The sequence below is a fragment of the Azospirillum sp. CT11-132 genome, assembly GCF_047302835.1.
In the GTDB taxonomy this organism is placed as follows: Bacteria; Pseudomonadota; Alphaproteobacteria; order Azospirillales; family Azospirillaceae; genus Azospirillum.
Genome location: NZ_JBGLZA010000008.1, coordinates 248,443 through 273,199, shown reverse-complemented (window position 1 = coordinate 273,199; position 24,757 = coordinate 248,443). Strand labels below are relative to the sequence as shown.

22 protein-coding genes are annotated in these 24,757 nt (G+C 67.3%); 9 read left to right on the top strand and 13 right to left on the bottom strand.

Annotated features, from left to right (window positions below; all coding sequences use genetic code 11):
- The 10 genes from ACCD06_RS29870 to ACCD06_RS29825 form a co-directional block, all read right to left on the bottom strand.
- The gene (locus ACCD06_RS29870) at positions 1-1,776 is read right to left on the bottom strand and encodes an NAD(P)H-dependent oxidoreductase subunit E (protein WP_247871347.1); all 1,776 of its coding nucleotides are present in this window, start codon (positions 1,774-1,776) and stop codon (positions 1-3) included.
- A 114-nt stretch (positions 1,777-1,890) separates the two neighbouring features.
- On the bottom strand, positions 1,891-2,631 hold the full coding sequence (gene gph, locus ACCD06_RS29865; RefSeq protein WP_109075785.1) for a phosphoglycolate phosphatase: 741 nt from the start codon (positions 2,629-2,631) through the stop codon (positions 1,891-1,893).
- An 11-nt stretch (positions 2,632-2,642) separates the two neighbouring features.
- Entirely contained in the window at positions 2,643-3,734 is a 1,092-nt protein-coding gene (gene fba / locus ACCD06_RS29860; protein WP_109075786.1) for a class II fructose-bisphosphate aldolase, read from the bottom strand.
- 17 nt (positions 3,735-3,751) lie between these two features.
- On the bottom strand, positions 3,752-5,830 hold the full coding sequence (gene tkt, locus ACCD06_RS29855) for a transketolase (protein WP_413345650.1): 2,079 nt from the start codon (positions 5,828-5,830) through the stop codon (positions 3,752-3,754).
- Between the two features lie 38 nt (positions 5,831-5,868).
- The gene (locus tag ACCD06_RS29850) at positions 5,869-6,744 is read right to left on the bottom strand and encodes a phosphoribulokinase (RefSeq protein ID WP_413345648.1); all 876 of its coding nucleotides are present in this window, start codon (positions 6,742-6,744) and stop codon (positions 5,869-5,871) included.
- A 14-nt stretch (positions 6,745-6,758) separates the two neighbouring features.
- Complete coding sequence (locus tag ACCD06_RS29845; RefSeq protein WP_109075788.1) at positions 6,759-7,871, bottom strand: class 1 fructose-bisphosphatase; 1,113 nt, start codon at positions 7,869-7,871, stop codon at positions 6,759-6,761.
- 46 nt (positions 7,872-7,917) lie between these two features.
- Positions 7,918-8,838, bottom strand: a complete 921-nt coding sequence (cbbX, locus tag ACCD06_RS29840; RefSeq protein ID WP_413345646.1) for a CbbX protein — start codon at positions 8,836-8,838, stop codon at positions 7,918-7,920.
- Positions 8,835-9,572, bottom strand: a complete 738-nt coding sequence (gene rpe / locus ACCD06_RS29835) for a ribulose-phosphate 3-epimerase (protein ID WP_109075790.1) — start codon at positions 9,570-9,572, stop codon at positions 8,835-8,837. Before rpe ends, cbbX begins: the two co-directional genes overlap by 4 nt.
- Positions 9,562-10,002, bottom strand: a complete 441-nt coding sequence (locus tag ACCD06_RS29830; RefSeq protein ID WP_109075791.1) for a ribulose bisphosphate carboxylase small subunit — start codon at positions 10,000-10,002, stop codon at positions 9,562-9,564. Before ACCD06_RS29830 ends, rpe begins: the two co-directional genes overlap by 11 nt.
- A gap of 13 nt (positions 10,003-10,015) precedes the next feature.
- Positions 10,016-11,512: a form I ribulose bisphosphate carboxylase large subunit gene (locus ACCD06_RS29825; RefSeq protein WP_109075792.1), complete on the bottom strand. Its 1,497-nt coding sequence runs from the start codon at positions 11,510-11,512 to the stop codon at positions 10,016-10,018.
- 122 nt (positions 11,513-11,634) lie between these two features.
- Here ACCD06_RS29825 and ACCD06_RS29820 point away from each other — a divergent pair, with 122 nt between their 5' ends.
- Positions 11,635-12,582: a LysR family transcriptional regulator gene (locus ACCD06_RS29820; RefSeq protein ID WP_247874484.1), complete on the top strand. Its 948-nt coding sequence runs from the start codon at positions 11,635-11,637 to the stop codon at positions 12,580-12,582.
- Positions 12,583-12,591: 9 nt separating this feature from the next.
- Here the strand turns inward: ACCD06_RS29820 and ACCD06_RS29815 are convergent, their stop codons facing one another.
- Positions 12,592-13,359 (bottom strand): DeoR/GlpR family DNA-binding transcription regulator, encoded by a 768-nt coding sequence (locus tag ACCD06_RS29815; protein ID WP_413345643.1) that lies wholly within the window; start codon positions 13,357-13,359, stop codon positions 12,592-12,594.
- A 274-nt stretch (positions 13,360-13,633) separates the two neighbouring features.
- Between ACCD06_RS29815 and deoC the strand changes: the two genes are divergently transcribed.
- The 8 genes from deoC (at position 13,634) to ACCD06_RS29775 (ending at position 22,907) form a co-directional block, all read left to right on the top strand.
- Entirely contained in the window at positions 13,634-14,305 is a 672-nt protein-coding gene (deoC, locus tag ACCD06_RS29810; protein ID WP_413345641.1) for a deoxyribose-phosphate aldolase, read from the top strand.
- A 186-nt stretch (positions 14,306-14,491) separates the two neighbouring features.
- Positions 14,492-15,538 (top strand): autoinducer 2 ABC transporter substrate-binding protein, encoded by a 1,047-nt coding sequence (locus tag ACCD06_RS29805; protein WP_413345639.1) that lies wholly within the window; start codon positions 14,492-14,494, stop codon positions 15,536-15,538.
- Between the two features lie 85 nt (positions 15,539-15,623).
- Complete coding sequence (locus ACCD06_RS29800) at positions 15,624-17,126, top strand: sugar ABC transporter ATP-binding protein (RefSeq protein WP_413345637.1); 1,503 nt, start codon at positions 15,624-15,626, stop codon at positions 17,124-17,126.
- A gap of 12 nt (positions 17,127-17,138) precedes the next feature.
- A complete protein-coding gene (locus ACCD06_RS29795) occupies positions 17,139-18,116 on the top strand; it encodes an ABC transporter permease (protein ID WP_109075797.1) in 978 nt (325 codons plus the stop codon).
- 12 nt (positions 18,117-18,128) lie between these two features.
- Positions 18,129-19,121 carry an ABC transporter permease gene (locus tag ACCD06_RS29790; RefSeq protein ID WP_109075798.1) on the top strand — a complete coding sequence of 331 codons (993 nt, stop codon included), beginning with the start codon at positions 18,129-18,131 and terminating at the stop codon, positions 19,119-19,121.
- A 24-nt stretch (positions 19,122-19,145) separates the two neighbouring features.
- Positions 19,146-20,231, top strand: a complete 1,086-nt coding sequence (locus ACCD06_RS29785; RefSeq protein WP_413345634.1) for an aldose 1-epimerase family protein — start codon at positions 19,146-19,148, stop codon at positions 20,229-20,231.
- Positions 20,232-20,246: 15 nt separating this feature from the next.
- Entirely contained in the window at positions 20,247-21,170 is a 924-nt protein-coding gene (gene rbsK, locus ACCD06_RS29780) for a ribokinase (RefSeq protein WP_413345632.1), read from the top strand.
- Positions 21,171-21,254: 84 nt separating this feature from the next.
- On the top strand, positions 21,255-22,907 hold the full coding sequence (locus ACCD06_RS29775; RefSeq protein WP_413345630.1) for an FGGY-family carbohydrate kinase: 1,653 nt from the start codon (positions 21,255-21,257) through the stop codon (positions 22,905-22,907).
- Between the two features lie 3 nt (positions 22,908-22,910).
- Here ACCD06_RS29775 and ACCD06_RS29770 read toward each other — a convergent pair whose 3' ends face one another.
- Positions 22,911-23,897 (bottom strand): LysR family transcriptional regulator, encoded by a 987-nt coding sequence (locus ACCD06_RS29770; RefSeq protein ID WP_413345628.1) that lies wholly within the window; start codon positions 23,895-23,897, stop codon positions 22,911-22,913.
- 187 nt (positions 23,898-24,084) lie between these two features.
- Positions 24,085-24,753, bottom strand: coding sequence for a hypothetical protein (locus ACCD06_RS29765; protein ID WP_413345626.1), 669 nt, complete (start codon positions 24,751-24,753; stop codon positions 24,085-24,087).
- Positions 24,754-24,757 lie beyond the last annotated feature (4 nt).

Here is a 24,757-nt window from a genome sequence, read left to right as displayed (position 1 = left end):
TTACCCCTGCGACCCGGTTGCGCCCTGGGCAGTGCCCTGGCGCGACACGAAGTCTTCACGGAAATGCTTCATCACCAGCTTGATCGGATTCATTGCCGCCTGCCCCAGGCCACAGATCGAGGCATCGCCCATCACGGTGGCGAGCGCCGCCAGCAATTCCTCGTCCCATTCCGGCTCGCTGATCAGGCGCACGGCCTTCTCGGTGCCGACCCGGCAGGGGGTGCACTGGCCGCAGCTCTCATCCTCGAAGAATTTCAGCAGGTTGAGCGCCACGTCGCGCATGTTGTCCTTGTCGGACAGCACGACGACGGCGGCCGAGCCGATAAAGGAACCGTGCGGTTCCAGCGTGCCGAAATCGAGCGGGATGTTCGCCATCGACGCCGGCAGGATGCCGCCCGATGGGCCGCCGGGCAGATAGCCCTTCAGCGTGTGGCCGTCGGCCATGCCGCCGCAATACTGCTCGATCAGTTCCAGCAGCGTGATGCCGGCCGGGGCCAGCTTGACCCCCGGCTCCTTCACCCGTCCGGAGACCGAGAAGGTGCGCAGTCCCTTGCGCCCGTTCGCTCCGTGGCTGGCGAACCAAGACCCGCCCTTCTCCAGGATCTCGCGGACCCAGAACACCGTCTCGATGTTGTTGATCAGGGTCGGGCGGCCGAACAGGCCGACCACCGAGGGGAAGGGCGGCTTGTGCCGGGGCAGGCCGCGCTTGCCCTCGATGCTTTCCAGCATCGCCGATTCCTCGCCGCAGATATAGGCGCCGGCGCCGCGCCGCAGATGGATGCGAGTATGGCGGGCCAGGCCGGCGGCCTCGACCTTCGGGATCTCGCGCAGCAGGATTTCCCGGCATTGCGGGTATTCGTCGCGCAGATAGATGTAGACGTCCGTCGCCTCGACCGTCCAGGCGCCGATCAGCATCCCTTCCAGGAAGCGGTGCGGGTCGCGCTCCAGATGGAAGCGGTCCTTGAAGGTGCCGGGCTCGCCCTCGTCGCCGTTGATCGCCATCATGCGCGGCCCCGGCTCCGCCCGGACATAGCGCCATTTCAGGCCGGTGGGGAAGCCGGCGCCGCCCAGGCCGCGAATGCTGGAATCCTCCAGCATCTTCAGCACGGCATCGACGTCGCGCGCGCCGTCCAGGCATTCGGCCAGCATCTTGTAGCCGCCGCCGCGGATATACTCGTCGAAGCCCAGATAGTTGGGGATGTCGGGGTGGGTATGGCCGTGGGCGACGGCGTCGAGCACGCTTTCGACCGTCGCGTTCTCGTGCGGGGCATGACCGATCGCCACGACGGGCGCGTTGTTGCAGCCGCCCATGCAGGGCGCGCGGACGACGCGGACCTCGCTCTCGTCGACGCCGGCCTTCAGCGCCTCGTGAAGCTGCTCAGCCCCGGCGAGCGCGCAGCTCAGCGAGTCGCAGACGCGGATGGTGAGCTTCGGCGGTGCAGGCTCGCCGTCCATCACGATGTCGAAATGGGCGTAGAAGGACGCCACCTCGAACACCTCGACCAGCGCCAGCCGCATCTCCTTCGCCAAGGCGGCGAGGTGACGGGCATGCAGGCAGCCGTAATGGTCCTGCAGCAGGTGGAGATGTTCGATCAGCAGGTCGGCCTGACGGGAGCGGTCGCCGAGAAGCGCCCGCACCTCCTCCAAACTGACGGGATCGACCTGACGTCCCTTCTGCTGGTCGCGCGTCTTGCGGCGGCCGGAGCCGGGATGGATGCTGCGGGCAGGAACGCCGCCGGGCGGCGTCGCGCTGATGATCGGTGGGAATGCGGTCACGGCGGTTCTGGCCTCTGCTGGATGGTCCGCGCTTCTGGTTGTCGCGATCCCAAGTTCCTGGTGTCTCGTATACCAGATGCCACGATAACGCATCTGCTGCTGAATGTCAGCATTCTAAATCATGTTCGGCAGCGACCGGATGGGAATGTCGGATGGGTTGTCGGGAAGATTTCGGCGGACGGCCTCCAGCGCGTCCGGAAGGTCGGTAAAGCGATGGATCAAGCGGTCGGCGGGAAGATCGGCCGGGTTGCCGCGGGCGTACCCATAGGAAACGAGGATGGAGGCGACCCCGGCGGCGCGGGCGGCGGCCACGTCATTGGGACCGTCACCCACCATCACAGCGGCAGAGGTCGGGGCGCCAGTGGTCGGTCCGTTCAGCGCAGCCAGCACCGCCAGCAGGGGTTCCGGGGCCGGTTTGCGCTGGGGCAGGCTGTCGCCGCCGACGATGGCGCCGAAGAACGGCAGAAGCCCCAGTTCGGCCAGCAGGCTGCGGGCGATCGCCTGGGGTTTGTTGGTGCACAGGCCGATGGAGTGGCCGGCGTCGGCCAGCCGCGCCAACGTCTGAGGCACGCCGGGATAGATGCTGCCAGGATCGGCGGGAAGTGCGGCGTAGAGGTCGAGGAAGCGGGCGAAGGCCGGACCGACCTCGGCCGCCGGCAGCGCCCGGCCGGTGGCGGCGAAGCCGCGCTCCACCAGCGGCCGGGGACCGTCGCCGATGAAGCTGCGCAGCATCTCCCCGGTCACCGCCGGTCGGCCCCGTTCGGCGAGCAGGCGGTTGAGGGCGTGGCCCAGATGCGGCGCGCTGTCGATCAGCGTTCCATCGAGATCGAAGATCACCGGTGCCGGCTTGCCCAACGTCCCCTCCGTCAGCCGGAGGCCATCAACGCCGGGGATCGCCGCTCCATCGCCGCGAACTCCAGTGCCGCGGCGCGGGCGGCCATGCGTTCCAGCGGAAGCGGGACGATCCGCTCCGCCTGCCCGGCGGTCCCGAAGGCCTCGAACCGCTCGCGGCAGAGGGTGCGGGCGGCCTTGGTCGCCTCGGCCAGGAATTTGCGCGGGTCGAACTCCTCGGGCCGCGTCATCATCGCGCGGCGCAGGCTGCCGCTCATGGCGAGGCGGATGTCGGTGTCGATGTTGACCTTGCGCACGCCGTTGCGGATGCCCTCGCGAATCTCCTCGACCGGAACGCCGTAGGTTTCGCGGATGCTGCCGCCATGGGCGCGGATGATCTCCAGCCACTCCTGCGGCACGCTGGACGATCCGTGCATCACCAGATGGATGTCGGGGATGCGGTGGTGGATGGCGCGGATGCGGTCGATCGCCAGCACCTCGCCATCCGGGCGGCGGCTGAACTTGTAGGCGCCATGGCTGGTGCCGATGGCGATGGCGAGCGCGTCCACCCCCGTCCGCGCCACGAAATCCGCAGCCTGCTCCGGGTCGGTCAACAGTTGGTCGCGCGACAGCGTCCCGACCGCGCCGGAGCCGTCCTCCTCCCCCGCTTGGCCGGTCTCCAGCGAGCCGAGGCAACCCAGCTCGCCCTCCACCGAAACGCCGACGGCGTGCGCCTGCTCCACCACCTGCCGGGTGACGCGGATGTTGTAGTCGTAGCTTGCCGGCGTCTTCATGTCGTCCAGCAGCGAACCGTCCATCATCACGCTAGTGAAGCCGGAGCGGATCGCCTGCTGACAGACGGCCGGGCTGGCGCCATGGTCCTGGTGCAGGCAGATGGGGATGTGCGGCCACATCTCCACCGCCGCCTGCACCATATGGCGCAGGAACGGCTCGCCGGCATATTTGCGCGCGCCGGCGGACGCCTGCAGGATCACCGGGCTGGCGCAGTCGTCCGCCGCCTGCATGATCGCCTGGATCTGTTCCATATTGTTGATGTTGAAAGCCGGCACGCCATAGCCATGCTCGGCCGCATGGTCGAGGAGCTGTCGGAGGGAGATCAGGGCCATCGCAGGAAGTCTCCGGTTCAGAACTGGGGGGAGCAGAGGCGTTGGGCGCGGTCGGCGACCGCCTCCGCAGTGATGCCGAAGTGGCGGTAGAGGTCGCCGGCGGGGGCGGATTCGCCGTAGCGGTCGAGGCCGACCACGTCGCCGTCCAGCCCGACAGTGGCGCGCCACAGCCCGGTCGCCCCGGCCTCCACCGCCAGCCGGGGAACGCCGTCCGGCAGCACGCTGCTGCGCCATGCTTCGTCCTGCAGGTCAAAGATCTCGCAGCAGGGCATGGAGACGACCCGGGCGGCGATGCCGCGGCCGGCGAGAAGACGCCGTGCCTCCATCGCTATTGGCACCTCCGATCCGGTGGCGATCAGCACCACATCGGGCCGTCCGCCATCGGCCAGCACATAGCCGCCGCGGGCCGCGTCATGAATCCGGTCCGTGCCGGATTGGCCAGCTCCTTGGGCCGGCAGGGTCTGGCGCGACAGCAGCAGGGCGGTCGGCCCGTCCGCCCGTTCGACCGCTGCCCGCCAGGCGATGGCGGTCTCCAAGGCGTCGCAGGGGCGCCAGACATCGAGGTTCGGCATCAGGCGCAGGCTGGCTGCATGCTCGACCGGCTGGTGGGTCGGGCCGTCCTCGCCCAGGCCGATGCTGTCATGGGTGAAGACATAGACAACGCGCAGCCCCATCAGCGCCGACAGGCGCAGGCCGTTGCGGGCATAGTCGGAAAAGACCAGGAAGGTGCCGCCGAAGGGAATGACGCCACCATGCAGCGCCATGCCGTTCATCACCGCGGCCATGCCGAACTCCCGCACGCCGTAATGGAGATGGCGACCGGCGCCGCCCGGCCAGTCGGTGAGGGTGGAGCCGGTCAGATCCGCCGATCCACCCAGCAGTTCGGGCAGCAGGCCGGCCAGCACCTGGATGGCCTGCTGGGACGCCTTGCGCGTCGCCATCGGCTCCGCCCGCTCCGCAACCGCGGCGATCCAGGCATCGGCCGCTCCGGCGAATCCCTCCGGCAGCTCGCCACGCATGCGCCGCAGGAACTCGGCCGCAGCCTCTGGGTGGGCGTCGGCATAGGCGTCGAAGCGGGCCTGCCAATCGGCCTGCGCCGCGGCACCGCGCCGCCGGGCGTCCCAGCCGGCGCGTACCTCGTCCGGCAGTTCGAAGGGCGGAAAGGTCCAGCCGAGCGCGGCCCTGGTTGCCGCGACCTCTCCGGCGCCGAGCGGTGCGCCATGCACATCGGCCGACCCGGCACGGGTGGGGGAGCCGTGGCCGATCACCGTCCGGCAACAGACCAATATCGGCTTGCCGCAGGAAGTCAGCGCCTCGTCGATGGCGGCGTCGAGTGCGTTGGAATCGTGGCCGTCGACCTCGCGGATCACGCGCCAGCCATAGGCCTCGAACCGCCGCGGCGTGTCGTCGGCGAACCAGCCGGTGACGGGGCCGTCGATGGAAATACCGTTGTCGTCATAGAAGACCACCAGCTTTTCCAGTCCCAGCGTGCCGGCCAGCGAGCAGGCCTCGTGGCTGATCCCCTCCATCAGGCAGCCGTCGCCGACGAAGCAGAAGGTCCGGTGATCGATGATCCGGTGCCCAGGCCGGTTGAACTCCGCCCCCAGCAGCCGTTCGGTCAAGGCCATGCCGACGGCGTTCGCAAGGCCCTGCCCCAGCGGCCCGGTGGTCGTCTCCACCCCCGGTGTGACCCCATACTCCGGATGGCCCGGCGTGCGCGAACCGAGCTGCCGGAAACGCCGCAGTTCCTCCATCGGCAGATCGTATCCGGTCAGGTGAAGCAGCGCGTAGAGCAACATGGAGCCGTGCCCGTTCGACAGCACGAAACGGTCGCGGTCGGGCCAGCGCGGGTCGGCCGGATTGTGGCGCAGATGACGGTGCCACAGCGCCTCGGCGATGTCGGCCATGCCCATCGGCATGCCGGGATGGCCGGAGTTCGCAGCCTCCACCGCGTCGATGGCGAGCATGCGCAGCGCGTTCGCCAGCATACGGCGGCCGGAGCCGTTGTCTGGACTCTCATCGGGAATATCGGCTGGCGGCATGGCAAGCCGGTCCTGTTCGCGGACCTCTTGGGCCGCGGTCATCGACGCAGTCATGGCTGGTGTCCTCCCCGGTATCGGCTTTCCGGCGCCCTTCAGAACGCCTTCTTCTTGCGGTCGGCGAGTTGCCAGATCATCGGCGTGAAGATGAGCTGCATCGCCAGCGCCATCTTGTCGCCCGGACAGACGATGGTGTTGGGCCGGGTCATGAAGCTGTCCTTCAGCATCGACAGCAGATAGGGGAAGTCGATGCCCTTCGGCCGGGTGAAGCGGATGACCAGCATGCTCTCATCCGACGTCGGGATGTCGCGGGCGATGAAGGGATTGCTGGTGTCCACCGTGGGAACACGCTGAAAATTCACGTCAGTGCAGCTGAATTGCGGGCAGATGTATTTCACGTAGTCGGGCATGCGCCGCAGGATGGTGTCGACGATGGCTTCTTCCGAATAGCCCCGCATGTTGCGGTCGCGGTGGATCTTCTGGATCCATTCGAGGTTGACGATGGGAACCACGCCGATCTTCAGGTCGGCGTGACGGGCGAGGTCGACGCGGTCGGTGCGAACGCAGCCGTGCAAGCCCTCGTAGAACAGCAGATCGGTGCCGGGTTCGATCTCCTCCCATGGCGTGAAGGTGCCGGGCTCCTGGCCATAGGGTTCGGCCTCCTTCTCGTCATGCAGGTACTTGCGGGTCCGGCCGCCGCCGGTCTCGCCATAGCTGCGGAACAGGTCGTCCAACTCCTCGAACAGGTTGGCGTCGGGTCCGAAATGGCTGAAGGTGGAATGGGGCTCCTCCTGCGCCTCGGCGACCTTGGCGCGCATCTCACGCCGGTCGTAGCGGTGGAAGCTGTCGCCCTCGACGATGGCGGCGGAAACGCCCTCCCGGCGGAAGATCTGCTGGAAGGTGCGGGTGACGGTGGTGGTCCCGGCGCCGGAGGAGCCGGTGACGACGATGATCGGATGACGGGCCGACATGGTGTGTTCCTCCCTCAACCAAGTGCCGCGGACTCAGGCGCCAGGAACAGCGACCGGCTGCCGAACAGCGGCGCATGAAAGGACAGTTCCTCCCCCCGGTCGTAGGCGGCGTGATAGGCGACCAGCCGCTCCACCTCCGCCTTCGACCCCAGGATCACCGGCACGCGCTGGTGCAGGGCCATCGGCTTGATGTCGAGGATGCGCTGCCGTCCGGTGCTGGCCGCCCCGCCCGCCTGTTCCACCAGCATGGCAATGGGGTTCGCCTCGTAGAGAAGCCGCAGCCGTCCCGGCTTGTGGGTGGGACGGGCATCGCGCGGATAGAGGAAGACGCCGCCGCGGATCAGGATGCGGTAGACCTCCGCCACCAGCGACGCGATCCAGCGCATGTTGAAATCCGCCTCGCGCGGGCCGGAGCTGCCCTTGATGCATTCCTCGACATATTGGCGCACCGGCGGTTCCCAGAAGCGGGCGTTGGAGCTGTTGATGGCAAATTCGCAAACATTATCGGGAATGCGCATATTCGGATGGGTCAGGGTGTAGGCGCCGATCTCGCGGTCCAGCGTAAAGCCGTGCACGCCTTCGCCGAAGGTGGCGATGATCATGTCGGCCGGACCGTAGAGGGCGAAACCCGCCGCCACCTGCTGGGTGCCGGGCTGGAGGAAATGCTCCACCTCCGGCTCCTCCACGCCGTCGGGCGCCTTGAGGATGGAGAAGATGGTGCCAACCGTCAGGTTGACGTCCACATTCGACGAACCGTCCAGCGGGTCGAAGGCCAGCAGATAGCGGCCGCGCGGATATTCGCGGGGGATGCGGTAGGGCTCCTCCATCTCCTCCGACGCCATGCCGCAGAGCTTGCCGCCATATTCGCAGGTGCGCAGCATGATCTCGTTGGCGATCAGGTCCAGCGGCTTCTGCGTCTCGCCATGGACGTTGACGCCGGGTTCCGGAGCCGGGGCGGCAGGCTGGCCAGCGGCAGGCTGCAGCGACCCGCGGGCGGCGGCGCTGGCGATGAACTTGCACGCGGTCTGCACGTCGTTGAGCAGCGCGGTCAGGTCGGTGTCGGCCCCGCCGCGGCGGCGCTGGTCCTCGATGATGAATTTGCTGAAGGTCGTGTGACGGTGCGGCATCGGTTCCCCCTCTCTCGGTGTTATGTGCGGCCGGCTTGTTGCCGGCCTATTGTGTGAAGACGCGGCTTTGGCGGATGTCCTCCTCGGCGATGGTCAGCAGGTCGGCGGCGCCGATGACGCTGCTGCGCGCCTCGAACAGGCGGTTGGCCTGACGCAGGCGGGCGCGGTCGAGCGCATTGCGGATGGAGCGGGCGTTGGCGAAGCGCGGCTGCGCCATGCGGCAGCGGATGTAGTCGCCCATCGCCCGTTCCGCCTCCGGCGCAAAACGGTACTGCATGCCGGCTGTCATCAGCCGGGCGATCTCCAGCAGTTCATCCGCTTCATAGTCGGGGAAATCGACATGGTGGGCGATGCGCGACGCCATGCCGGGGTTGGAGCGGAAGAAGGTGTCCATGCGGTCACGATAGCCGGCGAGGATCACCACGAGGTCATCGCGGTTGTCCTCCATCACCTGGAGCAGGATTTCGATGGCTTCCTGGCCATAGTCGCGCTCGTTCTCCGGCCGGTAGAGGTAATAGGCCTCGTCGATGAACAGCACGCCGCCCATGGCGCGCTTCAGCACCTCCTTCGTCTTGGGTGCGGTGTGGCCGATATACTGGCCGACCAGATCGTCGCGGGTGACGCTGACCACATGATCGCGACGGATGTAACCCAGCCCATGAAGAAGCCCGGCCATCCGCCGCGCGACCGTGGTCTTGCCGGTGCCGGGATTGCCGGTGAAGCACATGTGCAGCGATGGCGGCTCCGCCCGAAGACCGATGCTGCGGCGGGCGCGTTCCACCAGCAGCAGGGCGGCGATCTCGCGGATGCGGGTCTTCACCGGCGTCAGCCCGACCAGCTCGCGGTCCATCCCCGCCAGCATCTCGCCGATGCCGGAGTCGCGGTAAAGCGCGTCGAGATCGACGGAGGGGGCATCGGCCGGGCGGTCACATGTCTCCAGATCGAGAAGGTCGGCTGCTTCGCTCATGCCGCCCTCCATTCCGGTTCGGTCATCAGGGCGGCCCGCATGCGCCCTACCACGCCGCGATAGCCGCCGTCGGCGTCCGCCGCCCCGAAGATTGCCGAACCGGCAACGAAGACGTCGGCTCCGGCGGCGGCGACGGCGCGGATGTTGTCGGGCTTGATGCCGCCGTCCACCTCCAGCCGGATGTCGCGGCCGGTGCGCTCACGGTGGCGATCGATGCGGTGGCGAACCTCGGCGATCTTGTCGAAGGCGGAGGGGATAAAGGACTGGCCGCCAAAGCCGGGATTGACCGACATGACGACGATCAGGTCCAGCCGGTCCATCACATGGTCCAGATGCGCCAGAGGCGTGGCCGGGTTCAGCGCCAGCCCGGCACGGCAGCCCTGCTCGCGGATCAGCGCCAGAGTGCGGTCGGGGTGGTCGGACGCCTCCGGGTGGAAGCTGATGATGTCGGCGCCGGCGTTGGCGAACAGCGGCACCAGCGCATCGACCGGGCGCACCATCAGGTGAACGTCGATGATTGCGCGGGTGCGGGGGCGGATCGCGGCGCAGACCAGCGGACCGATGGTCAGGTTGGGGACGTAGTGGTTGTCCATCACGTCGACATGGACGACCTCGCAGCCGGCCTCCACCACCCGCTCCACCTCCTCGCCCAACCGCGCGAAGTCGGCGGACAGGATCGAGGGGGCGAGAAGGTATCCATGTCCCAGCTCACGTTCCCCCGGTTCACGTTCCATGACGGGTCTCCCCGCCATATCGTTCGCCGGACGGGCGGCCGGTGGCATAGCTACGCACCGTATAGCCGATGCGCCGCCCCGGCCCCTCGGCACGCAGCAGCTCGAAACCGGGCTCCACGGCCGGACGGTTGACCAGGTAGGACATGCGCACCGTCTCGAAGCCGTGCGAGCTGTCGAAGGCAAGGACCTTCACATACTGGTCGGGATGGGCGGTGCGGCAGGCATCGATCTCCATCATCACGCCCTTGGCGTCGCGCAGGTCGAACATGGGGTTGCCCCACATCGTCCAATAGCTGTTGCGCGGGTGCGGGTCGTCGGTGAACTCCACCGCCACCGCCCAGCCCTGGTCGAGGGCATATTGCACCTGTTTCGTGATCTCCTCGTCCGTCAGGTCCGGCAGGAAGGAGAATTGGCCCTGGGTCAAATGCATGGGAATCGCTCCTTCACATCGCCGCGGTGGGGGTGGGGACGTAATCGACGCTGTCGGTGGAGGCATAGTCGAAGGTGACGTCCTTCCAGGTGTCGAGCGCCGCGCGCAGCGGTGTGCACCAGCGGGCGGCGTCGCGCAGGATCTCCGGCCCCTCGTTCCAGATGTCGCGCCCTTCATTGCGAGCCTTGACCATGGTTTCCAGCGCGACGCGGTTGGCGGTGGCGCCCGCCTGGATACCGTCGGGGTGGCCGATGGTGCCGCCGCCGAACTGCAGGATCACGTCCTCGCCCAGGTATGTCAGCAACTGGTGCATCTGTCCGGCATGGATGCCGCCGGACGCCACCGGCATCATCCGCTTCAGCCCGGCCCAGGGTTGGTCGAAGAAGATGCCGTGCTGCAGGTTCTGCGGGACGTGGGTCTCGCGGCAGGTGTCGTAGATGCCGCGGATGACGTTGGGATCGCCCTCCAGCTTGCCGACGACGGTGCCGGCATGGATGTGGTCGACGCCGGCCATGCGCATCCACTTGGCGATCACGCGGAAGGACACGCCGTGGCTCTTCTGCCGGGTGTAGGTGGAATGGCCGGCGCGGTGCAGGTGCAGGATCATGTCGTTGCGCCGCGCCCACTTCGCCATCGACTGGATGGCGGTGTAGCCGATCACCAGATCGATCATGATGATGACGCTGCCCAGCTCCTTGGCGAACTCGGCCCGCTCGTACATGTCCTCCATGGTGGCGGCGGTGACGTTCAGGTAGGTGCCCTTGATCTCTCCAGTCTCGGCGGTGGCGCGGTTCACCCCCTCCATGCAGTAGAGGAAGCGGTCGCGCCAATGCATGAAGGGCTGCGAGTTGATGTTCTCGTCGTCCTTGGTGAAGTCGAGCCCGCCTTTCAGCGCCTCGTACACCACGCGGCCATAGTTGCGGCCGGAAAGACCCAGCTTCGGTTTCATGGTGGCGCCCAGCAGCGGCCGGCCGAAATTATTGAGCCGCTCGCGCTCCACCACGATGCCGGTCGCCGGCCCCTGGAAGGTCTTCAGATAGGCGACGGGGATCCGCATGTCCTCCAGCCGCAGCCCCTTCAAAGGCTTGAAGCCGAAGACGTTACCGATGATGGACGCGGTGAGGTTGGCGATTGACCCTTCCTCGAACAGGTCGAGTTCATAGGCGATGTAGGCGAAATACTGGCCGGGCGTGCCCGGCACCGGATCGACGCGGAAGGCCTTGGCGCGATAACGCTCGCAGTCGGTCAGGCGGTCGGTCCACACCACGGTCCAGGTGGCGGTGGAGCTTTCACCGGCGACCGCCGCCGCCGCTTCCTCCGGATCGACGCCGTCCTGCGGTGTGATGCGGAAGACAGCGAGCACGTCGGTGTCCTTCGGTTCGTAATCCGGTTCCCAATAGCCCATCTGCCGGTATTTCAGCACGCCCGGCCGGTAGCGGGCCTTGGGGTCGCTCACCACCCCGTTGCTGGCTTCCTGGCTGCTGGGGAGCGTCGTCGATACGTAATTCATCGTCTTCACCTCGCCGGTGGCGTTCGGTTCGTTCGATGAAAATGTTAGCCGCACGTACTGTTGAGGAAAATTCAAATACACAGCATAATATGGCTAGGGATCCCTGATGAATGGGCCGGCCGATGACCATCCAGCACGCCACCCTGCGCCAGCTTCAGATCTTCACCGCCGCTGCCCGCAGCCTGTCTTTCGCACGGGTGGCAGAGCAGTTCGGCCTGACCCCCGGCGCGGTCTCGTTCCAGATCAAGCAGGTGGAGGGCCATTGCGGTTTTCCGCTGTTCGAGCGGGTGGGCCGGCGCGTCGTCCTGACGGAGGCCGGGCGCGACCTGCTGGAACATGCGACGCTGATCCTCCAGGCGCTGGACAATGCCGACCGGCGGATGCAGGCGCTGAAGGGGGTGACCGGCGGCAACGTCACCATCGGACTGGTCAGCACCGCCAAATACATCGCCCCGCACATGGTCTCCCGCTTCCAGGCGGAGCGGCCGGGCGTGTCGATCCACCTCCAGGACGGCAATCGGCGGGAGGTGAATGCGATGGTCGCCAAGGGCGAGGTCGACCTCGCCATCATGGGCCGCCCGCTGGACGGGGAGGAGTTGCTGGCCGAGCCCTTCGCCCGCCATCCCAGCATCATCATCTGTGCGCCGACCCATCCACTGGCCGATGCCCCGGCCCTGCGCCTGTCCGATCTGGCCGGCAGCGGCTTCATCGCCCGGGAGGAAGGCGCCGGCACGCGGGCGCTGACCGACGCCTACTTCAATGGCCGCGGCTTCACCCCCCACATCGTCATGACCTCCAGCAGCAACGAGACGATCAAGCAGGCGGTCATGGCCGGCATCGGCGTCGCCCTGCTGTCCCGCCACACCGTGGATTTGGAACTGGCGCTGGGGATGCTGCGGGAATTGAAGGTGGAAGGGCTGCCTTTGATGCGGTCCTGGTACATCGCCCACCGCCGCAGCCTGCCGCTGCTGCCGGTGCATGCGCAGTTGCGCAGCTATCTGCTGGAACGCGGGCAGGCGATCATCGACAGCATCCAGGCCAGCCATCGGGCGCTGGTGCTCGGCACCTGAACCCAGGCGTCATGTCAGCACGATGTGCACCCCGGCAGCGGTCAACCGCTCGGCCCGCACACTGTCCAGCCCGTTGTCGCAGCACAGGAAACCGAAGCTGTCGAGCTTGGCGAAGAAGGCCGGCTTGACCTGATCGAACTTGCTGCTGTCGATCACCAGCGCCTTGGTCACGGCGTTGGCGATGGCGGTCTGCTTGATCTCGACCTCGTGGAAGTTGGAGCAGCTGATCCCCAGCGACTCATGCACGCCGCCGGCCGAGATGAAGGCGGTGTTGATGCCGATGCCGCGTAGCATCTCCAGCGACTCCGGACTGGAAAAGGACGCCGAGGAGGCGTGATAGAGCCCGCCCAGCATGACCACGCGCACGCCCGGCTTCTTGCAGACGATCTCCGCGATGTTCATCGCGTAGCAGACCACGGTGATCTGGCTGTCGGCCGGGATGCGGCTGGCCAGATGGGTGGTGGTGGTGCCGCAGTCGATGAACACCGTCTCACCCGGCTTCAGCAGGGTCGCCGCCGCCTCGCAGGCGGCCCGCTTCATCTCGATATGGGCGTCCCGCTCGCGGTCCAGGATGTAGCCCATGCCGCCGGCGCTCTCCAGCCCGCCGGCGATGTAGCCGCCGAGATAGGCAAACCGCCCGCCGCAAGACGCGATGTCGCGCCGCACCGTCATTTCGGAAACGTCCAGCAGCCGCGCCGCATCCTTCAGCCGGAGATAGCCGCCAGTATCCAGCGCGGACTGCAACCGGTTCAGACGCTCGGCCCTTCTCATCGACATGTCCGCATCCCGCACCGTTTCCGCCCATCCTGCGCGCGGCCGCACCATACAATCCAGACGGGTTAATCCCAATGGCGCAAACCAATAAGCGGGATCGCCGTGGCCAGGATGACAAGAGCATGCATTGATCTTGACACAGCGCGCGACCACGTGAAACTATCCTTTCAGAAAATGTTAGGATGTTAACATCGCAACGACCTCCGAAGCGGTGTCGGCAATCCGGCGACAAGGTGGAGAGACCCCAAGGGACAAGGGGCTCCCCGGGAGGACCAAGATGCCCTTGCCCAGCGTTCCGACCGAGCCGGCCGGTCTGGCTCCATTCATCGACCACACCATTTTGCGACCGGACGCGCAGCCGGCGGATGTCGAACGGTTGTGCGATGAAGCGCGCACGCACGCCTTCAAGACGGTCTGCGTCAACCCTGTCTTCATTCCGCTGGTGACCGAACGGCTGGCCGGATCGCCGGTGGCGCCCTGCGCCGTCATCTGCTTCCCCTTCGGTGCCGATCCCACGGCGATCAAGGCGGAGGAGGCGGAGTGGGTGGTGCGTCACGGCGCCCGCGAAGTCGACATGGTAATCCCGATCGGCCTGCTGAAAGCGGGACGGACGGCGGAGGTGCGCGACGACATCGCCGCGGTCAAGCGGGCCTGCGGCGACGCCCTGCTGAAGGTCATCATCGAGACCTGCCTGCTCAGCGATGAGGAGAAGGTGCTGGCCTGCCGCTTGTCGCAGGAGGCCGGGGCCGACTTCGTCAAGACCTCCACCGGCTTCGCCGGCGGCGGTGCCACCGTCGAGGATGTGGCGCTGATGCGCCGGACCGTCGGCGACGGCATGGGCGTCAAGGCGTCGGGCGGCGTGCGGACCACCGAGGATGCCCGCCGCATGATCGCGGCCGGTGCCTCGCGCATCGGCGCCAGCGCCAGCGTGGCCATCGTCGGCGGCTGACCCCACCGGCGGCACGCACGCCGCACAGCGTGCCGGTCGGGCGGGAGTTCCGTCCGTCCCAACTGGCACGGCATTGCGAAAAACGGAACGCAGAACGGGTGGCAAACACCCCGGCGCCGACGGTGGGTTGCGGATTCCCGTCTCTGCCGTGCTGCGCGAATCGCCTCTCATGGGAGTCACGCCAACATGAAGAAGTTGCTGTCTTCGCTCATCGTCGCCGCGTCGCTGGTCGCCGGGCCGGCGATGGCTGCTGATCCGGTCCCGACCCCGGATGCCGTCAAGACGCTGAAGTCCGACGTCACCAAGAAGAAATACACCATTGCCACCGTGGTGAAGGTCGACGGCATCGCCTGGTTCGACCGCATGCGCGAAGGCGTGAAGCAGTTCGCCGCCGACACCGGGCACGACACCTGGATGGTCGGGCCGAGCCAGGCCGATGCCGCGGCGCAGGTCCAACTGGTTGAGAATCTGATCGCCCAGGGCGTGGACGCCATCACCATCGTCCCCTTCTCCGTCGAGGCGGTGGAGCCTGTGCTGAAGAAGGCGCGCGACCGCGGCATCGTGGTGATCGCGCATGAGGCGTCGAACATCCAGAACGCCGACTATGTGCTGGAGGCTTTTGACAACTTCGCCTACGGCGCCAAGCTGATGGAAGTGCTGGGCAAGGCGATGGGCGGCGAGGGCAAGTATGTCTGCACGGTCGGCAGCCTGACGTCCAAGTCGCAGAACGAATGGATCGACGGCGCCATCGCCTATCAGAAGGAACATTTCCCGAAGATGCAGTTGGCGACCAACCGTCTGGAGACCTATGACGACGCCAACACCGACTACAACAAGCTGAAGGAAGTCCTGACCACCTATCCCGACCTGAAGGGCATCATCGGCGGCCCGATGCCGACCTCGGCCGGTGCCGGGCGTCTGATCGCCGAGCGCGGGCTGAAGGGCAAGCTGTCCTTCTCCGGCACGGGTCTGGTGTCGGTGGCCGGCCAGTATCTGGCCCAGGGCGACATCCAGTACATCCAGTTCTGGGATCCGGCGGTCGCCGGCTATGCCATGAACATGCTGGCGGTGATGGCGCTGGACGGTAAGAAGGACCAGATCAAGGCCGGCCTGAACCTCGGCTTGCCCGGCTACACCGACCTGACCACCCCGAAGGGCGCGAAGCCGAACCTGCTCTACGGCCAGGGCTGGGTCGGCGTCACCAAGGAGAACATGGGCTCCTACGACTTCTGATGACCCCGGGGGCGGGCGCCGATGGCCGGCAACGGCTGCCGGCGCCCGCGTCTTCATCCTTTCCTCGAACCGCCGGGCGGAAGACATGTCAGACGGTTTCATCGAACTCCGGAACATCCGGAAGGTGTTTTCCGGCGTCGTCGCGCTGGACGCCATGTCGCTGGTCATCAGGCCGGGCGAGATCCATTGCCTGGCCGGAGAGAACGGGTCGGGCAAATCCACCGTCATCAAGATCATGTCCGGCGTCTATCAGCCGGACGGCGGCGAAATCCTGATCGACGGCAAGCCGGTGACCGGCATGACGCCGATCGACGCCATCGGCCGTGGCGTCCAGGTCATCTACCAGGACTTTTCCCTGTTCGGGAATTTGACGGTCGCCGAGAATCTGGCGATGAACGTCCATCTGGGCGAGAAGCGGCGCCTGATGAACTGGCGGCGCACCCGCGCCATCGCCCGCGAGGCGGTGGACCGGCTGGGCGTGGAACTGGACCTGGATGCGGAGGTCGCCTCGCTGCCGACCGCCGGCAAGCAGCTGGTCGCCATCGCCCGCGCCCTGATGTCCGACGCCCGCCTGATCATCATGGACGAGCCGACCACCGCCCTGACCCGCAAGGAGGTCGAGACGCTGTTCCGCATCGTCCACGACATCCAGGCGCGCGGCATCGCCATCCTGTTCGTCAGCCACAAGATGCGCGAGATGCTGGAGATCAGCGAGCGCATCACCGTCATCCGCAACGGCCGCAAGGTGGCGGAGGGGCCGACCGGCGACTTCGACGAGGCGCTGATCACCCGCCACATGACCGGCGGCGACATCCTCAACGAACCTTATGTCTGGACCCCGCCGCCCGGCACGCAGGTGCCGCCCCGGCTGGAAATCCGCGACCTGACCGTCCCCGGCAAATGCGAAGGGCTGAACCTCGCCATCCGGCCGGGTGAGATCGTCGGGCTGTCGGGCCTGCTGGGGTCCGGCCGCACCGACCTGGCGCTGGCGCTGTTCGGCATGGTCCCGAACCACCGTGGCGAGATCCTGATCGACGGGAAGCCGGCGCGGCTGCGCACGACCCAGGAGGCCATCGCCGCCGGCATCGCCTATGTGCCGGAGGACCGCCTGACTGAAGGACTGTTCCTGCCGCAGAGCATCAAGCGCAACATGCTCGCCACCTCCTATGAACGGCTGGCACCCAAGCTGGTGATCGACCGCGACCGGGCCGAGGAGATGACGCAGGGCATGGTCCGCGCCATGCAGATCGCCACACCCACCGCCGAGAAGCCGGTGATGCAGCTGTCCGGCGGCAACCAGCAGCGCGTGGTTCTGGCCCGCTGGCTGCTGACAGACGCCCGCGTGCTGATCCTGAACGGCCCGACGGTGGGCGTCGATGTCGGATCGAAGGCGGAAATCCATGCCAAGATCCGGGAGCTGGCGCAGCATCACGGCCTCGCCGTCCTGATGATCTCCGACGACGTGCTGGAGCTGGTGCAGAACTGCAACCGCATCGTGCTGATGCATCGCGGGCGCTTCATCGACGATCTGCCCGCCACCGACATCACCGAAGAGACGGTCAGCGACCGGCTCAAGACCTTTACCTGAGGGGAGGAACCGATGGCCCTGCTCCGCCGGTCGGAAACGGTCATCGCGGGCATCCTGCTGCTCGCCATGGTCCTCATCGGCACGATCAACCCTGCCTTCTGGCAGCTCGACAACCTGTTCAGCCTGATGCGCAGCAACGTCATCATCGGCATCATGGCGATGGGCGTGCTGCTGGTGCTGATCTCCGGCGGCATCGACGTGTCGTTCCCGGCCTTCGCCGTCGCAGCCATGTATCTGACGATCAAGGGTATGCTGGCGCTGGGATACAACGGCGTCGTCCTGCCTCTGCTGGCCGCCACCGTCATGGGGTTGCTGTTCGGCGCGGTGAACGGCTTCTTCGTCTATAAATTCCGCATGATCCCGCTGATCGTGACGCTGGGCACCAGCGCCATGGTGCGCGGCTTCCTGCTGGGGGTCGTCGGCACCAGCATGATCAACATCAACAAGATGCCGACCGCGCTGATCGACTTCGCCCGCACCGAGGTGGTCAGCGTGACCAAGGCCGACGGCACCACCTATGGCCTGACGGCGATGGTGCTGATCTATCTGGGACTGGCGGTCCTCATCCATCTGGTGCTGCGCTACACCATGATCGGCCGCAGCGCCTACGCGCTGGGCGGCGATCCGGAAGCGGCGCGGCGGGCCGGCTTCGACCTGCGCAAGACCATTTTCTTCGTCTACTGCGTCGCCGGGGCGCTGGCCGGCTTTGCCGGTCTTCTGCACAGCGGCATGATCTGGCTGGCCAACCCGCGCGATTTCGTCGGTCTGGAACTGGACGTGATCGCCGCGGTGGTGCTGGGCGGGGCGTCGATCTTCGGCGGCCGGGGCAGCGTTCTCGGCACCATGCTCGGCGTTTTCATGCTGGTAATGGTCAAGAACAGCCTGATCATCATGCGCGTGGACACCACCTGGCAGCTCGTCGTCGTGGGGTCGATCGTCATCGTCGCGACCGCCCTGTCGGCTTGGCGCGACCGTCGCCGGACGGCGTGAGGAGGCGGGAGCATGAAGGCACAAATGAACATCCGCAGTCTGGTCAACCGCGACAACAACATCGTCCAGCTGCTGGTGATGACGGTGCTGATCTTCGTCGTGATGACGGCGCTCAGCCCCGACAAGTTCCTCCGTTACTACAACTTCGAATCCCTCACCTACATCTTCCCCGAACTGGGCCTGCTCTCCATCGCGATGATGATCGCCATGCTGACCGGCGGCATCGACCTGTCGGTGGTGGGGGTGGCCAACCTGTCGGGCATCCTGGCCGGCGTGCTGTTCCACAAGATGGCGGGGGCGGCCGGCATCGCCGACACCGGGATCCTGACCGTCCTGCTGGGCGGGGTCATCGCGCTCGGCACCGGGCTGGTGGCGGGGACCGTCAACGGGCTGCTGATCACCCGGCTGGGCATCACACCGATCCTGGCGACGCTGGGGACAGGGCAGGTCTTCACCGGGCTTGCCATCGTGCTGACCGGCGGGCCGGCCATCGTCGGCTTTCCCGCCGCCTGGGCCTTCGTCGGCAATGGCAAGATCCTGGGGCTGGCGACGCCCTTCGTGCTGTTCGCGGTGATCGCGGTCCTGATCGCCTTCCTGCTGACCCGCACCGCGCTCGGCATCAATCTGATGCTGATCGGCACCAACCCGAAGGCGGCGCTGTTCGCCGGTCTGAAGCGGGAGCGGATGGTGCTTTACAGCTACATGCTGACCGGCGTTCTGGCGTCGGTCGCCGGGATCATCCTGTCGGGGCGGACCAACGCGGCCAAGTCGGACTATGGCAACTCCTACCTGTTGCAGGCGGTGCTGATCGCGGTGTTGGGCGGCACCAACCCGGCTGGCGGCCGGGGAACGGTGCTGGGGATCACCATCGCGGTGGTGGCGCTGATGCTGCTGTCGAGCGGTTTCCAGATCCTGCGCTTTTCCAACCACCTGATCGACTTCATCTGGGGCGCGTTCCTGCTGCTGGTCATCGCCATCAACGCCTACAAGAACCGCACCCGCTAGACGGCCTTCCAGGGAGGACATCACATGAGCGTCCGAACCGCCATCCATTTCCGCAAAAGCTTCTTCGGCGAAGCGGAGCGCCCGGTCGCCGAGGCGCACGGCATGACCGCCAGCCTGTTCCGCTATGACAGCGGGATCGAGGCGGTGCGGCTGTCCAACCGGCGCGGGCATCTGGTGGTGCTGCCCTATTACGGCCAGATGGTGTGGGATGCCGTGTTCGACGGCGTCGACCTGACCATGGCGAACATGTTCGACATGCCGCGCCCCGCCACCGAGATCGTCGGCACCTACGGCTGCTTCGCCTTCCATTCCGGGCTGCTGCGCAACGGCTGCCCCGGTCCGCAGGACAGCCACCTTCTGCATGGCGAGATGCCCTGCGCGCCGATGGATGCCGCCGGGCTGGAGGTGGGGGAGGACGACGAAGGCCCCTACATGGCGGTCACCGGCCGGCGCGAGTATGTGATGGGCTTCGGCGCCCATTACGCCGCCCGCCCGCGGGTGGTGCTGCGTCCCGGCTCCGCCCTGTTCGACATCCGGATGGAGGTGGAGAACCTGTCGGGCGCGGCGATGGACCTGATGTACATGTGCCACGTCAACTTCGCCTTCGCCGAGGGCGCCCGCATCGTCCAGCCGGCTCCCTTCACGCCGGAGGCGACGGCGGTGCGCACGGTGGTGCCGGCCCATGTGCCGCGCAGCCCAGCCTATGACGCGCTGCTGTCCGACCTTGCCCGCGATCCCGCGGTGATGGAGGTGCTGGACGAGCCCGAGCGCTACGACCCCGAGCAGGTCTTCTACATCCGCGGCCTGCGCACCGACGAGGAGGGCGGCACCGCGGTGATGATGCGGCGGCGCGAGGGCGACGCCTTCCACATCGCCTACAGCACGCGGGAGTTCCCCAAGACGGTGCGCTGGGTGCTGGTCAACAGCGACCAGAAGGTCTGCGCTTTCGCCCTGCCCTCCACCTGCGAGCCGGAGGGCTATGCTGCGGAGGCGATGAAGGGCAATGTCCAGAAACTGGCGGGCGGCGAGACGCGGCGCTTTTCCGTCCGGCTGGGCTATCTGACCGCCGACGAGGCCGAAGCCGAGGAATGCGCCATCCGGGCGCTGTGAGAGGAGATACCGAAGATGGGCAAGATCGCCGTGGTCGGCAGCAACATGGTCGACCTGATCACCTACACCGCCCGCATGCCCGGCCCCGGCGAAACCATCGAGGCGCCGCGCTTCGAGATGGGCTGCGGCGGCAAGGGCGCCAACCAGGCCATTGCCGCCGCCCGGCTGGGCGCGGAGGTGATGATGGTCACCAAGGTCGGCGACGACATCTTCGCCGACAACACCATCCGCAACTTCGAAGCGTCGGGCATCGACACCCGCTATGTCGAGCGGGTGCCCGGCACCTCCAGCGGCGTCGCCCCGATCTTCGTCGAGCCGTCGGGCGAGAACAGCATCCTGATCATCAAGGGCGCCAACGCGCTGCTGTCGCCGGCCGACGTCGACCGCGCCGCCGAGGATCTGAAGGGCTGCGACCTGATCGTCATGCAGTTGGAAGTCCCGCTGGAGACGATCTACCACACCATCGAGTTCGGCGCGCGGCATGGCATCGAAACCCTGCTGAACCCGGCCCCGGCGCCTGCTGACCTCGACCCCAAGCGGATCGAGCAGGTGACCTTCCTGGTGCCGAACCAGACGGAGCTGGCGACCATCTCCGGTCTGCCCGTGACCTCGGAGGCGGAGGCCGAGACGGCGGCGAAGTCGCTGATCGAGCGCGGCATCCGCACGGTCATCGTCACGCTGGGCGCGCGAGGGGCGCTGTTGGTGACGAAGGGCGAGGATACGCGGCGGATCGAGCCGGTGCGGGTCACGCCGGTCGACACCACCGGGGCCGGCGACGCCTTCATCGGCAGCTTCGCGCGCTATTATGTGGAGAACCGCGACCTCGACGCCGCACTCCACATGGCGGTGCGCTATGCCGCCGACAGCATCACCCGGCCGGGCACCCAGAAATCCTATGCCAGCCGCGAGGCGTTCGAGGCCTTCTGCGCCAGCCTTTAGCTTTTTTGATTTTCCGTGCGATTCACGCTTCAGACGATTCCGTCTGAAGCGATCGCACTCCAAGCGTCGGACGGAGGACACGCCATGACGCGCGCCGTGATCGGAGTCGATGTGGGGACCGGCAGCGCCCGCGCCGGCATCTTCGACCTTGCCGGACGCCAGCTTGCCGCGGCGTCCCGCCCGATCCGGATGTGGAAGCCCGATCCGGAATGGGCGGAGCAGTCCTCCGACGACATCTGGGCCGCCGTCTGCGCGGCGGTGCAGGAGGCGCTGGCCGCTTGCGGCGAACGGCCGGAGGTGGTCGGCATCGGCTTCGACGCCACCTGTTCGCTGGTGGTGCTGGACGCCACCGGGCGGCCGGTTACGGTCGATCCGGAGGGCGACGATTCCCGCAACGTCATCGTCTGGATGGACCACCGTGCCATCGAGCAGACCGACCGCATCAATGCCGGCGGGCACGAGGTTCTGCGCTATGTCGGCGGGCGGCTGTCGCCGGAGATGCAGACGCCCAAGCTGCTGTGGCTGAAGGAGAATCTTCCGCAAAGCTGGGGCCGTGCGGCGCATTTCTTCGATTTGCCGGACTTCCTGACTTGGCGGGCGACCGGGGCGACGCGGCGGTCGCTGTGCTCCTTGGTGTGCAAGTGGACCTATCTGGGGCATGAGGGGCGGTGGGACGACGGCTATCTCCGCGCCATCGGGTTGGGCGATCTGGTCGATGAGGAGCATGCCCGCATCGGCACCGATGTCGGCGAGGTCGGCAGCGCCATCGCCGGCGGGTTGACCGCCGAGGCGGCGCGCGAGCTTGGCCTGACGCCGGGCATCGCGGTCGGCACATCGCTGATCGACGCCCATGCCGGCGGGATCGGGGTGATCGGGGTGCCGCTGGAGGCGTCTGACGGCGTCGATTTCGACCGGCGGCTGGCGCTGATCGGCGGCACGTCGAGCTGCCATATGGTGATGAGCCCGGCCGCGCCGCGCTTCATCCCCGGCGTCTGGGGCCCCTATCATTCGGCCATGCTGCCGGGGCTTTGGCTGAACGAGGGCGGGCAGTCGGCGACCGGGGCGCTGATCGACCATGTTGTGCAGGACCATCCGCGCCATGGCGAGCTTGCCCTTGAGGCGCAGCGGCGCGGGACCACCGTCTACCAACTGCTGAACGACGAACTGGCGGATCTTGCGGAGCGCAGCGGTGGGCCGGTGGCGATGCTGACCCGCGACCTGCATGTGCTGCCCGACTTCCACGGCAACCGCTCGCCGCGGGCGGATGCCAGTTTGCGCGGCGCCATCAGCGGGCTTCGCCTGTCGGATGGGTTGGAGGATCTGGCGCTGCTCTATCTGGCGACGGTGCAGGCGGTGGCCTATGGCACCCGGCACATCGTGGCGGCGATGAACGAGCGGGGCTATGCCATCGACACCATCCTGGCCTGCGGCGGCGGCACCAAGAATCCGGTGTTCCTGGAGGCCCATGCCGACGCCACCGGCTGCACCCTGGTCCTGCCGGAGGAGCCGGAGGCGGTGCTGCTCGGCGCCGCGGTGCTGGGCGCGGTGGCGGCGGGCGCCTTCACGGACATCGCCGCCGGCATGGCCGGGATGAGCCGCGCCGGCCGCAGCATCCGGCCGGCCGAGGGGCGGATGCGGGCCTACCACGACGCCAAATACGCCGTGTTCCTGCGGATGCACGAGGACCAGATGGCTTACCGGGCCCTGATGGAGATGGGGATGGAGGGTGCCCGGTAACGCTCACATCACGCACTCGCAGGCGCCTTCCCGTTCCATCACCGGGGCCTTCTGCTTTTCGCACAGATCGCCCGGCAGCTCCTCGCCCTGGAGCAGGGGGCAGCGTTCGAACAGTTCGGCCAGCCAGTCGACGAAGACCCGCACCTTCGGCGACAGGTGCCGGTTGTGCGGGTAGACGGCGGAGATCGGGATGCGGGGCGGCCGCCAGTCGCGCAGGATCTCGCGCAGGGCGCCGCTGCGCAGGTGCGGCAGCACCATGAAGCGGGCGGGCTGCAGGATGCCCTGCCCTTCCAGCCCGCAGGTGACGTAGGCGTCGGCGTCGTTGACGGAGACGACGCCCTTCATGGCGACCTCCTCCACCGCGCCGTCGCGCTGGAAGCAGAACTCCATGTTCCGCCCGGTGCGGTTGCTGAAATAATTCACCGCGATGTGGCGCTCCAAATCCTCGATCGTCTTCGGCTCGCCATGCTCGGCGAGATAGGCCGGGGTGGCGCAGGTGATCTGCTGCATGGCGCCGATGCGCCGCGCCAGCAGGCTGGAATCCGCCAGCTCGCCGATCCGGACCACGCAATCCACCCCTTCCTGCACCAGATCGATGGGACGGTCGCCCAGACCCAGCATCAGCTCGATGTCCGGGTATTTGGCGTGGAATTCGTGGATCGAGGGGATGATGACCAGCCGGCCGATGGAGCCCGGCATGTCCACCCGCAGCCGGCCGCGCGGCGTCTTGCGCGCGCTGGTGAATGTGGATTCGATCTCGTCGATTTCCGACAGGATGCGGGTCGCCCCCTCCAGATAGGCGGCGCCGTCCAGCGTCAGGCTGAGCTTCCGGGTGGTGCGCTGGAGCAGGCGCACGCCCAGCGCCGCCTCCAGATTCTGGACCGTCGTCGTCACCGAAGCGCGCGGCAGCCCCAGCGTTTCCGCCGCCTTGGTGAAGCTGTTCGCTTCGACCACCCGGATGAAGACGCGCATCGCATGCAGCTTGTCCATACGGATCCCGTCCTTTCCAACCACGGCCAGCGCCGGGCGCGGCCCCCATCAAGCGCGGAGAGTGTCCGCCGAAGATACGCGAATAGCAACCGGCAGAGTCCCCTCTCCCCCCCGGGAAGAGGGAGATTGGTTCGGAAAGGGGCGGTGGGATGGAACAGCGTGGAACAGTTTCCGGCGGGTGTTCCATCTAGCGGCGGCGGGAGAAGGCGCCGGCACCGCGGCGGGGCACCGGGCCGGGGTTGAGGTTGGGATAGGGCTCGTACTGGTTGACGGTGAAGGGGAAGACGCCCTTCGGGCCTTCGGACTCCGGACGGGCCAGGATGGCGGCGATCATCTCGGGATCGGGCGGCATGCGCTCGCGCAGGGCACCGGGGAGATCGTCGTCCAGTTCGGGAACGGTGACGGCGGGCGGGTCTTCAGGTGTGGGGGCGGGCTTGGGAGCGGCTTTGCCGGCCGGAGCGTCCAGGCCGGCGAACAGGCCAAGCCGTTCGGCCAGCCAGCGGACGGTGGAGGGGTCGCCGGCCGAAACCAGCCGTTCGATCTGCTCGGCGACCAGGGCGCGGAGGGAGGAGAGGCGGAGTTCGGCCTCGCGGTTCAGCGCCTGACGCTCCCACCAGACCCTGTGACGGAAATCCTTCGATCCGTAATAGGCGCGCCAGAGAGTCGTCCGGCTGCAGCCCATGGCGCGGGAGACCTGGAGAAAGCTGTTGCCGCGGGCCAGCATGCCGGCGGCCATGATCCACTGCTCCTCGTGGAATTGGGAACCGGGGACCAGGGAGCCTTCGGAGGGGACCGGCGGCTCTTCCGCCCAGCAGGGGAAACGCTCGGCGGCGAGGGTACGGCTGTCGAGGGGCATGGTC

Excerpts from the sequence above, each read along its gene's own strand:
- fba (WP_109075786.1), bottom strand. The coding sequence starts at position 3,734 with ATGGCCCTGATCTCCCTCCGACAGCTCCTCGACCATGCGGCCGAGCAT.
- rbsK (WP_413345632.1), top strand. The coding sequence starts at position 20,247 with ATGGGCAAGATCGCCGTGGTCGGCAGCAACATGGTCGACCTGATCACC.
- cbbX (WP_413345646.1), bottom strand. The coding sequence starts at position 8,838 with ATGAGCGAAGCAGCCGACCTTCTCGATCTGGAGACATGTGACCGCCCG.
- ACCD06_RS29820 (WP_247874484.1), top strand. The coding sequence starts at position 11,635 with ATGACCATCCAGCACGCCACCCTGCGCCAGCTTCAGATCTTCACCGCC.
- ACCD06_RS29790 (WP_109075798.1), top strand. The coding sequence starts at position 18,129 with ATGAAGGCACAAATGAACATCCGCAGTCTGGTCAACCGCGACAACAAC.
- ACCD06_RS29805 (WP_413345639.1), top strand. The coding sequence starts at position 14,492 with ATGAAGAAGTTGCTGTCTTCGCTCATCGTCGCCGCGTCGCTGGTCGCC.
- ACCD06_RS29765 (WP_413345626.1), bottom strand. The coding sequence starts at position 24,753 with ATGCCCCTCGACAGCCGTACCCTCGCCGCCGAGCGTTTCCCCTGCTGG.
- deoC (WP_413345641.1), top strand. The coding sequence starts at position 13,634 with ATGCCCTTGCCCAGCGTTCCGACCGAGCCGGCCGGTCTGGCTCCATTC.
- ACCD06_RS29815 (WP_413345643.1), bottom strand. The coding sequence starts at position 13,359 with ATGTCGATGAGAAGGGCCGAGCGTCTGAACCGGTTGCAGTCCGCGCTG.
- ACCD06_RS29800 (WP_413345637.1), top strand. The coding sequence starts at position 15,624 with ATGTCAGACGGTTTCATCGAACTCCGGAACATCCGGAAGGTGTTTTCC.
- ACCD06_RS29845 (WP_109075788.1), bottom strand. The coding sequence starts at position 7,871 with ATGCCGCACCGTCACACGACCTTCAGCAAATTCATCATCGAGGACCAG.
- ACCD06_RS29775 (WP_413345630.1), top strand. The coding sequence starts at position 21,255 with ATGACGCGCGCCGTGATCGGAGTCGATGTGGGGACCGGCAGCGCCCGC.
- ACCD06_RS29850 (WP_413345648.1), bottom strand. The coding sequence starts at position 6,744 with ATGTCGGCCCGTCATCCGATCATCGTCGTCACCGGCTCCTCCGGCGCC.
- tkt (WP_413345650.1), bottom strand. The coding sequence starts at position 5,830 with ATGACTGCGTCGATGACCGCGGCCCAAGAGGTCCGCGAACAGGACCGG.
- ACCD06_RS29825 (WP_109075792.1), bottom strand. The coding sequence starts at position 11,512 with ATGAATTACGTATCGACGACGCTCCCCAGCAGCCAGGAAGCCAGCAAC.
- ACCD06_RS29830 (WP_109075791.1), bottom strand. The coding sequence starts at position 10,002 with ATGCATTTGACCCAGGGCCAATTCTCCTTCCTGCCGGACCTGACGGAC.
- ACCD06_RS29795 (WP_109075797.1), top strand. The coding sequence starts at position 17,139 with ATGGCCCTGCTCCGCCGGTCGGAAACGGTCATCGCGGGCATCCTGCTG.
- rpe (WP_109075790.1), bottom strand. The coding sequence starts at position 9,572 with ATGGAACGTGAACCGGGGGAACGTGAGCTGGGACATGGATACCTTCTC.
- ACCD06_RS29785 (WP_413345634.1), top strand. The coding sequence starts at position 19,146 with ATGAGCGTCCGAACCGCCATCCATTTCCGCAAAAGCTTCTTCGGCGAA.
- ACCD06_RS29770 (WP_413345628.1), bottom strand. The coding sequence starts at position 23,897 with ATGGACAAGCTGCATGCGATGCGCGTCTTCATCCGGGTGGTCGAAGCG.